Source organism: Prevotella aurantiaca (assembly GCF_015262605.1).
Classification (GTDB): domain Bacteria; phylum Bacteroidota; class Bacteroidia; order Bacteroidales; family Bacteroidaceae; genus Prevotella; species Prevotella aurantiaca.
The window spans coordinates 15,380-28,839 of the sequence record NZ_JABZSJ010000032.1; the positions used below are offsets into that span (position 1 = coordinate 15,380).

The 13,460-nt window shown below is 39.5% G+C and carries 12 protein-coding genes; 8 read left to right on the plus strand and 4 right to left on the minus strand.

The genetic code is table 11. From position 1 onward, the window contains the following. Positions 1–349 precede the first annotated feature (349 nt). From HXN26_RS06790 to HXN26_RS06820, 7 genes are all read left to right on the plus strand, one after another. Positions 350–2,101: a M6 family metalloprotease domain-containing protein gene (locus HXN26_RS06790; RefSeq protein ID WP_273159825.1), complete on the plus strand. Its 1,752-nt coding sequence runs from the start codon at positions 350–352 to the stop codon at positions 2,099–2,101. Between the two features lie 175 nt (positions 2,102–2,276). Next, positions 2,277–2,696 carry a PaaI family thioesterase gene (locus HXN26_RS06795; protein ID WP_025000754.1) on the plus strand — a complete coding sequence of 140 codons (420 nt, stop codon included), beginning with the start codon at positions 2,277–2,279 and terminating at the stop codon, positions 2,694–2,696. Between the two features lie 18 nt (positions 2,697–2,714). Next, positions 2,715–3,731: an isochorismate synthase gene (locus HXN26_RS06800; RefSeq protein WP_273159828.1), complete on the plus strand. Its 1,017-nt coding sequence runs from the start codon at positions 2,715–2,717 to the stop codon at positions 3,729–3,731. 15 nt (positions 3,732–3,746) lie between these two features. Continuing rightward, positions 3,747–5,414, plus strand: coding sequence for a 2-succinyl-5-enolpyruvyl-6-hydroxy-3-cyclohexene-1-carboxylic-acid synthase (gene menD / locus HXN26_RS06805; RefSeq protein WP_273159830.1), 1,668 nt, complete (start codon positions 3,747–3,749; stop codon positions 5,412–5,414). Between the two features lie 20 nt (positions 5,415–5,434). After that, on the plus strand, positions 5,435–6,262 hold the full coding sequence (gene menB / locus HXN26_RS06810) for a 1,4-dihydroxy-2-naphthoyl-CoA synthase (RefSeq protein WP_025000751.1): 828 nt from the start codon (positions 5,435–5,437) through the stop codon (positions 6,260–6,262). 6 nt (positions 6,263–6,268) lie between these two features. Next, a complete protein-coding gene (locus HXN26_RS06815) occupies positions 6,269–7,306 on the plus strand; it encodes an o-succinylbenzoate synthase (protein WP_273159832.1) in 1,038 nt (345 codons plus the stop codon). A gap of 69 nt (positions 7,307–7,375) precedes the next feature. After that, positions 7,376–8,395: an AMP-binding protein gene (locus HXN26_RS06820; protein WP_273159841.1), complete on the plus strand. Its 1,020-nt coding sequence runs from the start codon at positions 7,376–7,378 to the stop codon at positions 8,393–8,395. 56 nt (positions 8,396–8,451) lie between these two features. On the opposite strand, the gene aroB is transcribed toward HXN26_RS06820, so the two are convergent. Then, positions 8,452–9,498 (minus strand): 3-dehydroquinate synthase, encoded by a 1,047-nt coding sequence (aroB, locus tag HXN26_RS06825; protein ID WP_273159834.1) that lies wholly within the window; start codon positions 9,496–9,498, stop codon positions 8,452–8,454. Between the two features lie 263 nt (positions 9,499–9,761). Here aroB and HXN26_RS06830 point away from each other — a divergent pair, with 263 nt between their 5' ends. Then, positions 9,762–9,875 (plus strand): RHS repeat-associated core domain-containing protein, encoded by a 114-nt coding sequence (locus tag HXN26_RS06830; RefSeq protein WP_273159843.1) that lies wholly within the window; start codon positions 9,762–9,764, stop codon positions 9,873–9,875. A 296-nt stretch (positions 9,876–10,171) separates the two neighbouring features. Here the strand turns inward: HXN26_RS06830 and HXN26_RS06835 are convergent, their stop codons facing one another. The 3 genes from HXN26_RS06835 to HXN26_RS06845 form a co-directional block, all read right to left on the minus strand. Further along, a complete protein-coding gene (locus HXN26_RS06835) occupies positions 10,172–10,624 on the minus strand; it encodes a copper resistance protein NlpE N-terminal domain-containing protein (protein WP_273159837.1) in 453 nt (150 codons plus the stop codon). Between the two features lie 549 nt (positions 10,625–11,173). Further along, positions 11,174–11,359: a hypothetical protein gene (locus HXN26_RS06840; protein ID WP_025000747.1), complete on the minus strand. Its 186-nt coding sequence runs from the start codon at positions 11,357–11,359 to the stop codon at positions 11,174–11,176. Positions 11,360–11,396: 37 nt separating this feature from the next. After that, positions 11,397–12,602: a phosphoribosylaminoimidazolecarboxamide formyltransferase gene (locus HXN26_RS06845; RefSeq protein WP_337954480.1), complete on the minus strand. Its 1,206-nt coding sequence runs from the start codon at positions 12,600–12,602 to the stop codon at positions 11,397–11,399. Between the last annotated feature and the right edge of the window lie 858 nt (positions 12,603–13,460).

Here is a 13,460-nt window from a genome sequence, read left to right on the forward strand (position 1 = left end):
CACGAGTCTATTATATGGTTTCGTAATTGTTAAAGAATTGTCTTCTTGTTAAGCATCTTTAACTGTTCTGTTAAGAGCTGCCGAGCACTCTATAATTATTGAATAAGCAAAGTAAAAGCGATGTTCTTTAGTTCATTTTAGTTATATACTCTTGTAATGTATCATTCAATAGCATTTATAAAGTCTAACTTCGATAATGAGATAAACTTTATATCATGTGGCTTTAGACACTTTATATATTCTTAAAAAACAAAAAAAGATAGAATTAAAATGGGGGTTTTTGCTATGAATTTAGTTATATTTGCAAACTCATTTGTTAAATATAAAATTTCTACACAATAGAGAAAATATGAAGAAAATCTTACTTTCAATGCTTTTGTCGGCAGCTGTTACACTTCCGACACTTGCTATCCGACCAATGCCAAAGGTATGGACGGTGAAACAAAGCGACAGCACAAGCATCAAGATATTAGTGCAAGGAGAAGGCGGGCGTGGTATTTATTATACTTCACTTGATGGAAAAATCATCGTAAAAGGCGAAAACAACGACTTCTATTATGCTGTTATCCGTGACGGAGAACTAAAGCCTTCTGCTTTCATTGCCCATGAAGCAGGCGATCGTACAGCTGAAGAGAAAGCGTTCTTGGCTGAGACAAAGACCGAGAAAAACCTACACTTAGTGAAGGTTGCTCCTAAGCATACATCGCATAAAGCACCAACTCGCGTTATCAGCGCATCTACTGTAGATGGTTTAGGCGAGTATAATAACTCAGGAATGGGCGGTATTCAAAGTATCGGAAAGCCACTTGTACCAGTTGTAATGGTTGAATTTACTGACAAAAGCTTTTTGTCTACCACTACAAAAGAGAAGATGACACGTTACTACAATGAGAAAGGCTACAGTGATGAAACCCATTGTGTAGGTTCGGTAAAAGACTTCTTTGAATCACAAAGTCGTGGTATGTTTGTGCCAACATTTGAGGTTATTGGCCCAATCAAGGTAGATCACAGCTACGCATACTATGGAAAAGATGAGAAAACTGCCGAATTGGTAAGAGACGTAGTACAGAAAGCAAAGGCTCAAAATATCAGCTTCGATAAGTTTAAGCACCCTTCAACAGGTAACGTAGAGCTTATTTGTTTGTTCTATGCTGGTCGTGGTCAGGCTACAGAAAACCCTAACGACCCTCTCTATGAGAACTATATTTGGCCACAAGAACAAGATATTGATGAGAACATACAAGGTACAACCTTTAACTCTTTCTTTGTTGGTAACGAGTTAAACTACTATGGTAAACTTATGGGTATGGGTGTGTTCTGTCACGAATTAGGCCATGCATTGGGCTTGCCAGATTTCTATAACACCAGTCAATTCGTAACTTTGCCACGCGATCCATTTAGTTATTGGTCTATTATGGACGCAGGTCCTTATGTAAACGATGCTAATGCACCTATTGGTTATACAGCTTACGAGCGTTCTTACTTAGGTTGGTTGAAGATAAAAGAACTTACAGGACCAGAAATAGTAACCCTCGATCCAGTTTCAAATAGAAACGGACAGTTGGCAGCGATAGTACGTTCTCCACGTAATCGTTCTGAATACTTCATACTTGAGAATAGAAGTTCAGACACATGGTACCCTAAAGAGTATAAAGAAAGAAGAGGTAGTGGTTACGAAACAAATACTTTCGGTGATGGATTGATGTTGAGTCACTATGCTTACGAAAAAGGTATCTGGGAGTACAATAGTGTAAATACCGTTGCTAACAAGATGCGTGCTTATATGATTCCTGCTGATAATGAAAAGCTTAGCTATAGTGCACACAAAGAAAATCTATATGGTGTGAATAAGAAAAATATAGATAAGCTAACATTCTACGATGGAGTTAGTATCTCTAATGCCGTTCAAGGAATTGAAATTAAGGCTGATGGAACCATTACTTTTGGCTACAGACAGCAGCCTAATGGTATTGAAAACATCAACGAAGCTACTGCAGAAAATGCTGGCGACGGCAACTATTACGACCTACAAGGACGTAGAGTGCTGAACCCAACACGTGGTATCTATATCCACAATGGCAAGAAAATCGTGGTGAAGTAAACACCGTTGATTAACACATACTTTGTTCCTCCCTGCTTGATAAATATCGAGTGGGGAGGAATTTTATATATTAAGTTTCGTAATCTGATAGTTTATTGCTAACTTTGCAGTAGTTGAGTTTTTATCAACTAAGATGTATTAGTCATTAAACATATCAGATAGACATATTTAAATAATGAACGTAGAGAAATATAGTACTATTTTAGAGAATGAAGAAGGCCTGAGTCGCACCTTGGGGATGCGCTTTATATCAACCCCAGAGCCTGATACGCTGATGGCAAAGATGGCGGTTGATGATAGAAACAAGCAAACCTTTGGTTTCCTTTCTGGTGGTGCTACGTTGGCATTGGCAGAGAATGTTGCCGGTGTAGGCTCTATGGCGCTTTGCGATGGTAAGATGGCTTTGGGTATAAACGTAAGCGGAAACCATGTGCAAGCTATGCCTTATGGTGGCACGGTTACTGCTTATGCACGAATTTTACACCAAGGACATAAGCTACATGTATGGCACATAGATGTGAAAAACGATGAAGGAGAACTCATTTCATCGGTTCAAGTAACTAATTATATCGTTCATTCACAAAAGAAAGAATAGTAGAAAAGAGTCTCTATCATGCGTTCGTTTGCTATTTACCGATTACCTTTTGCTAAAGAATGTACGATGTTGGTGCAACATTCTGCACCTTCTGAGTTATCGTCGCTTACTGAATTAGATGATAAAGAAGGATTTGTAATTGCACCTTTCAGTCCATCGAACGATAGCCCAATATTGCTTTTACAGCCCGATGAAGTGACTACTATGCTTGTAAAGGACGTAAAACCTTTATCGACAGAGGTGCTGGAAGCAAACGAAAACGAAATAGAAAGAAACCAATATCACAGAGATTTCTCTGCTTTTCACAAAGAATTAACGAACAATAGATTTGCTAAGATAGTGCTTGCACGTTGTGTGCAAGAACAAATTCTCCGCGATTTAAATCCTGAAGAGGTATTTTGGCAGGCTTGTAAGAAATATCCACGTCAGTTTGTTGCCCTCTTTTCTACGCCACAGTCGGGCATTTGGCTTATGGCAACGCCTGAAATACTCCTTGATGGCGATGGTATAGGTTGGCGAACAATGGCTTTGGCAGGCACAATGCCGTACAATGAGAACGGAATAACATGGTCGTCAAAGAATAAAGCAGAACAAAAGTACGTTTCTCTCTATATAAAAAGTTGTTTGGAACGCTGTGCTGATGAGATAAAAGAAGAAGGACCATATACCACTCAGGCTGCAAACTTGGTGCATTTACGCACTGATTTCACTTTCAAACTACGTCCCAATGCAGCCGTAGGGCAACTTTTAGATGACCTTCATCCTACGCCAGCAGTATGCGGAATGCCTAAAAACGAAGCAAGAGCTTTTATTCTTGCTAACGAATCAAGCAAACGACTTTATTACAGTGGCTTTGCGGGACCATTAAACCTACACGGAAACACGCACATATATGTGTCGTTGCGATGTATGCAGATGCAAACAGGTATATGTAATCTTTATGCTGGCGGCGGAATATTGAAAGAAAGCACGGAAGAAAGCGAATGGAAAGAAACTGAAGCTAAGCTATCAACAATGCGACAACTTCTTCGTTAAAACGCAATAATAAAGATGTTCAGTAGCAAAGAAAACGTAAATATCCTAACGGCGCTGTTAATTCAGCACGGAATAACACAGGCTGTGGTATGTCCTGGTTCGAGAAACTCACCGCTTGTACATAATCTTTGCGAGTGCAAAGAGGTAAAATGCTACCCTGTAACCGATGAGCGTTCAGCAGCATTCTTTGCTTTAGGTGTTGCTATGAGTACGCACTCACCCGTTGTAGTCTGCGTTACGTCGGGGTCAGCACTACTGAATGTTGCTCCTGCCGTGGCGGAAGCGTATTACCAAAACCTACCTTTGATTGTACTTTCAGCCGATCGTCCTCAACAATGGGTAGGACAATCGGACGGACAAACCATGCAGCAGGCTAATGTTCTTGCTCCGTTTGTGCGCAAAAGTGTTCATCTTATCGAACCCAAAACGAAGGAAGAACATTGGTATTGTAATCGTTTGGTAAATGAAGCGCTCATTGAATGTAAACGATTTTCGTATGCTCCAGTGCATATTAATGTACCAATTAGCGAACCGTTGTTTAATTATGATGTGGCAACTCTGCCTATAGAGCGATACATTTCAGCTACTTCTGCCTGCAACGATACTACTGCTGCAGCCGATGTTGTGTCAATGGTGCGACAAGCACAACGTCCTTTACTCATCATAGGACAGGAAACAAGGTCTAATATGGCAGAAGTGAAGGCAGAATTGGCAAGTTTACGCCAACAAATTGTGGTGATACAAGACAAGCTTTCCGATGTTTCTGATACCGAACCGCAACTTTTCGATGCGGCAATTGCTATTGCGGAAGACGCAGAAGTATTACGTCCAGACCTTATTATATATGTGGGGGGCACCTTTGTTAGCAAGAATTGCAAACAGTTTTTGCGAAATTGCACTCCAATACAATCGGTTTTGATAGATCCACGTGGCGATATTCGCGACACATTCATGAATCTTACCACCGTAGTGCAGTGTCAAAGCACTACCTTTATAAAGATATTAGCAAACAGTTTAGAGGGTTTTGCCACTTCAAAGTACTATCACGATTGGCAAAAAGCTCTCAAAGACGCAACAACCGATGCGCAATTATACTCTCCTACTTATTCTCAGATGTTGGCTGTAAGACGCTTTCACACGCTGTTACAGCAGAACAATACCCCCAAAGCGTTAGTTTACGGAAATAGTTCAGCAGTTCGCTTGGGCAATTTCTACTCGTCTGACTACATTTTCGTAAACCGTGGGGTGAACGGAATAGAGGGAACGCTCTCCACCGCAGTAGGTATGGCAGCTGCAAACAAAAACAAACGCATGTTCTGTGTTATAGGTGACTTGAGCTTTTTCTATGATCAGAACGCTTTATGGAATAGCAATTTAGGAGAGAATCTATCAATTTTACTGCTCAACAATAGTGGTGGCGGCATTTTTCAGCAGTTGTCTGGTTTGGAAAAATCTGCACACCGAGCAGCGATTATGGGTGTTGGAGCAGGCGTTACAGCAGAAGGTGTATGCCAAACACATAACATAAGCTACCTTTCAGCAACCAATTCGGAAGAGTTGGAAAGTAGTTTGGCAGCATTTCTCAACGTCAAAAACAGTTCTGTACTATTGGAAGTGTTCACCAACTCCGAAGAAGACGCCAAGGCATGGAGCAATTTTTATAGGCAATTACAAAAGAAATAATAAATAAAAATAATCATAATATGGCTAACAGAGAATGGAAAACCATCGAAGGTTTCGACTTTAAGGAAATCCTTTTTGAGGAATATAACCACATAGCAAAGATAACAATCAATCGCCCACGCTATCGAAATGCATTTACACCACTAACGGTTTGGGAGATTTCACAGGCATTTTCGTATTGTCGTGAGGCTTTAAACATACGTGTAGTGCTACTTACTGGTGCGGGTGACAAGGCATTTTGTGCAGGTGGAGATATGAATGTGAAAGGCCGTGGTGGCTATGTTGGTGGCGACGGAGTACCCCGTCTGAATGTATTAGACGTACAAATGCAAATCCGCCGCTTACCCAAGCCAGTCATTGCTATGGTAAACGGCTTCGCAATCGGTGGCGGACACGTGCTACATGTACTATGCGACCTCAGTATTGCTGCCGAAAATGCAGTCTTTGGACAGACTGGTCCTAAGGTAGGTTCGTTCGATGCAGGCTTCGGTGCTTCCTATCTTGCACGCATAGTAGGCCAGAAGAAGGCTCGCGAAATATGGTTCTTGTGTCGTCAATATACTGCTGCTGAGGCTGAGCGTATGGGTTTGGTAAACAAGGTGGTACCTTTCGATAAGCTCGAAGACGAGTGTGTGGAGTGGGCAGAAACCATGATGGAGCGTTCGCCGTTGGCTTTGCGTATGATAAAAGCAGGTTTGAATGCTGAATTAGATGGTCAGGCGGGTATTCAAGAACTTGCTGGAGATGCAACTATGCTGTACTATACGATGGACGAAGCACAAGAAGGCGGACGTGCTTTCTTGGAGAAACGCAAGCCAGACTTCGACAAATATCCTCAATTTCCATAAGCGGCAATGCGCAAAATAACGATTACTTCCAAGCTGTTGCACTTTCTTCAGCCAGCAGGAACATCGCGTGGAGTTTACAATACACGTCTAAGTTTCTACTTGAAACTTACTTCTGATGAGCAACCCAATGTGGTAGGAGTGGGCGAATGTGCAACTTTACCTGACCTTTCTTGTGATGCGATGCCGCCAAACGAATACAAACGCAAGTTAAGAATGTTTTGCGATGAGTACGAACGTACGGGAGTAATTGATTATGAAGCAATGCGCGCCTATCCATCTATGCTCTTCGGACTTGAAACGGCAGTGGCGCAGTTTAATGCAAAAGGTAGTTTGAACTTCTTCGATACACCTTTTGGACGTGGCGAAGAAGGCATTCTCATCAATGGTTTGGTATGGATGGGTACGTTCGACGAAATGTTTGAACGTTTGGAAGCCAAGCTAAAAGCAGGATTCCATTGTATAAAGATAAAGATAGGAGCTATTGATTTCGACCGAGAACTGCAATTGATACGCCACATTCGAGCCTCTTTCAGTCGCAACGACATAGAGTTGAGGGTGGATACTAATGGTGGTTTCAAACCCAAAGAGGCTCTTTCGCGCATGGAAGCGTTGGCACAATACGATATTCATTCCATTGAGCAACCCATAAAGCAGTATCAATGGACAGAGATGGCACGCCTTTGCGCTGCTACACCTCTACCAATAGGACTTGATGAAGAGCTGATTGGTGTGAACGATAGGCAGAAAAAAGTAGAATTATTAGACACAATCTGTCCTCAATATATCGTTCTGAAACCGAGTTTGCACGGCGGAATGGCTGGAACAGAGGAGTGGATACAACTCGCTCGTGAAAGAAACATCGGATCTTGGATTACTTCTGCCCTCGAAAGCAACGTAGGTCTTAACGCAATAGCGCAACTGACAGCAAGTATTTACGGCTCAAACATACGCCACGCTCAAGGTTTAGGCACTGGACAACTGTTTGCCGACAATATAGAAATGCCTTTAAAAATGGTTGGAGACCAGCTTTGGATAGTACATTAATTGCATAATCGGGAGTAATCAGATAGGAAAGAAAGGTTGATAGCAGGACTTTTAAACATGAAAACAGCAATGACTTTAGAGCAATTTCTGAACGAATGGCATAACGAAGACCCTACTTTGCTTGTCCATACGAGTGGTTCGACAGGGCAACCGAAGCCGTTGCGTGTCGAAAAAGTTCGTATGCTGAACTCTGCACGCATTACTTGCGATTTTCTTAAGCTGTGTCCTAACGATACAGCTTTGTTGTGTATGCCGCTTGATTACATCGCTGGAAAGATGGTTGTGGTGCGTAGTATAGAGCGAAAATTACGCTTAATGAATGTGAAACCTTCAGGAAATCCACTTTCCGATGCTTCGCTTGCTCAGTTGTCTAACCCCAACGAACCTATTACCTTTGCGGCCATGGTGCCTTTACAAGTATTCAATACACTGCAAAACAGTAAAGAACGCGAGCGATTGCAGCGCATTCGACACTTAATTATAGGTGGTGGAAGTATCGATGATGGTCTTTCGGAACAGCTAAAAGACTTTCCGAATGCGGTATGGAGTACTTACGGTATGACTGAAACGCTCTCGCACATTGCCCTTCGTCGTTTAAATGGTAATAAAAGAAGCGATTGGTACACGCCATTTGATAGTGTTAAGGTGTCGTTAAACAGCAATGATTGTTTGGTTATAGATGCTCCTGCCGTTTGTACAGAATGCTTAGAAACGAATGATATAGCCGAACTGCGACAATCGGAAGATGGGAAACGAACCGAGTTTCGCATACTTGGTCGCAAAGATAACACCATCAATTCGGGTGGAATAAAGGTGCAAATGGAAGAGGTGGAACAGGCTTTACGCCCACATATCGTTGCTCCTTTCTTGATAACGAAGCGAAAAAACAAAAAGTTTGGTGAGGAAATAGTGCTTCTAACTGAGGCTAATGACTTGGAAGAGATACGCAATGCTTGTACGAAAGTGTTGCCACGATATTGGCAACCTGCGTATTATCAACATGTAAGTAGTATTCCAACCACTGAAACGGGTAAGATTGCACGAGCAAAAGCAATGCAGATGTTAGACCAAACAGCCCAAAAAACGTAGGTTTTTCTCTTCTTCTGCGTCGTAAATGCCTACAAACTGATTTCTTAAAACTGACTTTAGCCTTCTCTTAGGAAGTCTAAAGCTTCCTTTATTTCATCGTCTGTCGCAGTCTGATTGATGGAAATCTTACCTAAATCTTGTAATAAGGTAAAGTTAATTGTGCTGTTAACATTCTTTTTATCGTGCTTCATAAGGTCAATTAGTGTATCGTAGTCGCTACAGGAAATAAGAAAATCTCCATAATTAGCCTTGATAAAATTAACGGTTTTCCGCATTGTTTCAGTTGGAAAACCTTGTTTTATAACCGAAAGAAAAAGCTCGCAAACAATTCCAAATGCCACTGCATAGCCGTGAAGAATAGGCTTTCGTGTCATCGACCAGGCTTCAAAGCTATGCCCAAACGTATGCCCGAAGTTTAAAGCCTTCCTTATATGCTTCTCATGGGGGTCTTGTTCTACTATATTTTCTTTTATTTCAACGCTCTCTTTCAGCATTTCTGCAAGTAGTTGTAAGTTGAATATATTGGTGTCGAAAGATAATAAGGGTGCCAATGCTGCTTTTTCGGTTATCAATCCGTGCTTTAACATTTCAGCATAACCGCTCAATAGGTTTTCGTTGTCGAGCGTTTGTAGCCAAGTAGTGTCTATAATAACAGTTTCAGCATGGCAGAATACACCTATTTCGTTCTTCAATCCTCCAAAGTTAATGCCTGTTTTGCCGCCCACACTCGCATCAACCATTGCCAAAAGCGTAGTCGGTACGTTGATGAAATAGATACCACGTTTAAAAGTAGCAGCAGCAAATCCACCAAGATCGGTTATCATTCCACCGCCAAGATTAATGAGTAGTGAGTAGCGAGAGGCCTTCTCTGTCTGCAAAGTTGTCCAAACATGGGTGAGAGAAGTAAGGTCTTTGTGGATATCAGAATTCGGAATAGTAATCAGTTGCGCACCTTTAAGACATTCGAAGTCCTTTATTCTGTTGTAACACACATGGGCAGTGGTATCGTCGGCAAGGATAAACACCTTGTCGGGATTGCATTTTGCAATGGTTTCCGAAAGACTTTGTTCGAACTGATGTGTAAAGACAACTTGCTGTTTCATATTCTTTTCTTCTCCTAAGTACTTACAAATATAGTGCTTTTCTTTGTATCTCCGATAATTTTCAACTGATTTCTATTATTATCTATCAAATTTATAATTACAAATTATTTTTTTATTATTATAAATTTTTATTTTGTAATAATAATTTTTCTACCCTTTGTAACTAGCTTACATTAAATCATTTACCTATGCTTAAAATATCAAGGTAACCTTCATTTGTTCCTCATTCTTTCAGTTTTTTAGGCAACATTAAATCCACCTTCATTCCCTTTAAGTATCAAGGTCAGTATGAGGATGTTGAAACAGGACTGTATTACAAAAGATTCCGATATCATGAACCGAATATGGGAAGTTATATCAAGCATGAACAAAATTAAGAAAACGTTTAAAAATACTCATTAATGTAAATTAAATATGGACAAGATTGAAGTTGCTATAATTAGACTCTCTAATTTCATTAAAGTAATGAATTCATGGGAAAAGAATGTAATAGGATTGAAGAGGAAGATATTGCTGAAACAGAGCAATTAAGGTTACAAAAGCAAATGCTAACCGAAATAAGCCAGGCTTTTATATAATTTGGTTACAAATACTGCTTATAAAAAAATGGGGAACAATGTTCCTTTCGGTTCATTGTTCCCCCATTTTAATTTCTTATCCGTATAGGGAAGGCTTACTTAACTAACTTCAAGTCGTAGTTGAGGTCCTTATTTACACCTTCTTCCAACTTATCGTTAACCATGCGGAGAGTAGAATCGTTAACTTGGAGGAAGTAAAGTGCATTGTCTTTACCAGTTGCAAACTTGTAAGCAACCTTCTTAGTACCATTTACATCCTTCTCTATCTTCTCAGCCTTACCGCTGTAGTTATTCACCTTATCCTTACCCTTTTCTGCTTCGAGGTAAGTTTCTTTAATGCTGAAACCATTTGTGCTATCAGATGCCAATGTAATTTCATAACGAATACCTGGTCCGTCAGCTGCAGGAACTTCACCTGCATAGCTCATTGAGTCAATTACTTCTACGTTTGTTGTATCACCTGTTTTTGCTTCAGCTTCTGGTTTACCTTTTTGTTGGCATGCTACCATTGTGGCGCAAGCTGCCATTAAAACTAATACTTTCTTCATATTTCTTATTTTTTTAGAATATCGTCTGCAAAGATAAGAGATATTTTTTTATATCATCTAGGTATTTGTGTTAATTACTTATAATGTTGTAAAAGATACAACAAATATTAGCTAAAGATGCAAAAGAGTTTGATAGTCGTTGTGTTTCATGGTGTACGGCTTATTAAGATTAATAGAATAAAATGGAGTTAAGCTATAAAGGTATGTTCAGCAAGTTTGCTGATGTTTTGATAAAGTATGTTCTTCTCAAAGATTAGATTAGTTTGATCTTATCAAGTAATAGTTACTTTTATAGAAAATAATTGTCTTATTGTTGAAGGCGATGTTTCAGAAATTATAGTGGCGAACGTAATAACGGCAAACAATAAAAAGAGGAACGCTGAGAAGTAGCCTTCTTTTATTTCGTTTAAGAAACTTTCGAAGAACGTATGATTTATTTGATATCTCTGCTATACCTTATATAATAAGAAATAAAAATCATACTTCCACTATTGCAATTCCTGCTTTATGATGTTTACCTGTTATTAAAGATGTTTAATATCTTAATTGTTATTTATGACGGTTAGCACGTTGCTGGCGGTATTTAGCTTTTTGCTTAGCACTGCCAGAACCATGTGCTCCCGTAATATACTTCTTTTTCTTGGCTTTGGTCTTTACTTTTCCATCGTCCACTTTTGGTTTTGGTGCAGCTCGGAAGACCATTCCAGTTTCAATAATTTCGTCTATTTCGCTCATGTTGTTTGTTTTTAAGTTGGTTTGGAACTTTCATTTATCAATGATGGAACAAGCGTACGCCTGTGAAAGCCATTGCAATTCCGTACTTATCGCAGGTCTCTATAACATGGTCATCTCGTATACTACCACCTGCTTGTACTATATATTCAACACCACTCTTATGCGCACGTTCTATATTGTCGCCAAAAGGAAAGAAAGCATCAGAGCCTAATGCAACCTTAGTATTCTGAGAAAGCCATGCCTTTCGCTCATCAATAGTAAGTGGATCAGGCTTTTCGGTGAAGAATAGTTGCCACGTACCTTCCTGTAAAAGGTCTTCGTATTCATCAGAAATGAAGATATTGATAGAGTTATCACGGTCTGCACGGTGTATTCCTTCCTTAAAAGGAAGATTCATAACCTTAGGACATTGTCTCAACCACCATTCATCCACTTTGCTTCCTGCCAATCTTGTGCAGTGAATACGGCTCTGCTGGCCAGCTCCAATACCAATCGCCTGCCCATCTTTCACGTAGCAAACAGAGTTACTCTGTGTATATTTCAGTGTAATTAGTGCAATAATAAGGTCGCGTTTTGCCTCTTCCGTAAAGGTTTTATTCTTCGTTGGTATGTTTTCGAACAACTTTGGGTCATCGAGTTTTATTTCGTTGCGTCCTTGTTCAAAGGTTATGCCAAATACTTGCTTGCGTTCTATTGGCGCAGGTTGGTAGTTTGGGTTTATTTTAATAACGTTATAGTTTCCTTTACGCTTCTTTTTAAATATCTCAAGTGCCTCAGGTGTATAATCAGGAGCTATTACTCCATCGCTAACCTCGCGGTTAATAAGTCGAGCAGTAGCTTCATCACAAGTATCACTCAAAGCACAGAAATCTCCATACGAACACATACGATCGGCACCTCTGGCACGAGCGTAAGCTGAAGCAAGAGGAGTTAGTTCAAAATCAATATCATCTACGAAGTAAATCTTCTTCAAAGTGTCGCTTAGAGGTAAACCAACCGCTGCACCAGCAGGACTAACATGTTTGAAAGAAGCTGCGGCAGGTAAACCAGTTGCAGCTTTTAATTCCTTAACAAGTTGCCAACTGTTGAGTGCATCAAGGAAGTTAATATAACCAGGACGACCATTCAGTACTTCAATAGGTAATTCTCCTTCGTCCATAAAAATACGCGAAGGTTTCTGATTGGGATTGCAACCATACTTGAGTTCCAATTCTTTCATTTTGTTTACGGTATATGTGTGTATAGACTTTTAATGTAGTTGCAAAGTTAGATAAATAAAATGAGATTTTAATCTATCGTTCTATATTTTTCAAAATCATACTTTGATAATCGAGAAGTAGGACTTCCAGCGTACAATAAAATTGCTAAAAAATAAAAATTTGCTCTCTCAAATAAAACTACTCGTTGATTTTACATTGTTTATTGCAATGTGTTTCTTTCTTATTATTAAGTTATCATTCTAATTTTGAGTTGGAAATTTGCAACTACTTGTTTTGTATGTGGCAATCTATGAATATAAAAAATGTGTTAATGTAGAAACTTTCAATATATATTAGTTTTACAAGTATAAATGAATTGTAGGAAATTAAAATAATTTTTCGGTATTTTTAAAGAATTATATTATGTTATATTGTGTTTAATTCATATCTTTGCTACCGAAAGATCTCGGACAACCAAGATATGTAAAAAACATATAAGCTTGTTTTGCCGTACTTGCTGCCTCTACAATCTTTATGATTGTGGAAACACATCGAAGCGAAACAGTGAGGAAAACACCAATACTGTTACTTTTTAGGACGCCGGATAACAACTGCACCTACCGATTCGATAGCAGAAATGAACATTGAATTGAAAGCAAATGCATAGCAGCTTCTATCAACATCCAATATGCTAACTTGTCTTACGATAGTTGGCAATAGGTAAGTATTAGGACTATTGCTATTCACGAAGCAGATGTTTTCTAAGATGTAAAAATGAACTTACTGGCACATTTAAACTAAACGTAAATAGAAATAAGCGCGACAAATATAATGTATAGACGCGCAAATAATTAGGGTAATTCAGTTAATTCCCTCTTAAGAATCTCTGGAGACTGTCAAAT

Bases quoted from the DNA above. Each gene is read 5' to 3' on its own strand.
- HXN26_RS06815 (WP_273159832.1), top strand. From the start codon at position 6,269: ATGCGCAAAATAACGATTACTTCCAAGCTGTTGCACTTTCTTCAGCCA.
- HXN26_RS06820 (WP_273159841.1), top strand. From the start codon at position 7,376: ATGACTTTAGAGCAATTTCTGAACGAATGGCATAACGAAGACCCTACT.
- menD (WP_273159830.1), top strand. From the start codon at position 3,747: ATGTTCAGTAGCAAAGAAAACGTAAATATCCTAACGGCGCTGTTAATT.
- aroB (WP_273159834.1), bottom strand. From the start codon at position 9,498: ATGAAACAGCAAGTTGTCTTTACACATCAGTTCGAACAAAGTCTTTCG.
- menB (WP_025000751.1), top strand. From the start codon at position 5,435: ATGGCTAACAGAGAATGGAAAACCATCGAAGGTTTCGACTTTAAGGAA.
- HXN26_RS06835 (WP_273159837.1), bottom strand. From the start codon at position 10,624: ATGAAGAAAGTATTAGTTTTAATGGCAGCTTGCGCCACAATGGTAGCA.
- HXN26_RS06800 (WP_273159828.1), top strand. From the start codon at position 2,715: ATGCGTTCGTTTGCTATTTACCGATTACCTTTTGCTAAAGAATGTACG.
- HXN26_RS06795 (WP_025000754.1), top strand. From the start codon at position 2,277: ATGAACGTAGAGAAATATAGTACTATTTTAGAGAATGAAGAAGGCCTG.
- HXN26_RS06840 (WP_025000747.1), bottom strand. From the start codon at position 11,359: ATGAGCGAAATAGACGAAATTATTGAAACTGGAATGGTCTTCCGAGCT.
- HXN26_RS06790 (WP_273159825.1), top strand. From the start codon at position 350: ATGAAGAAAATCTTACTTTCAATGCTTTTGTCGGCAGCTGTTACACTT.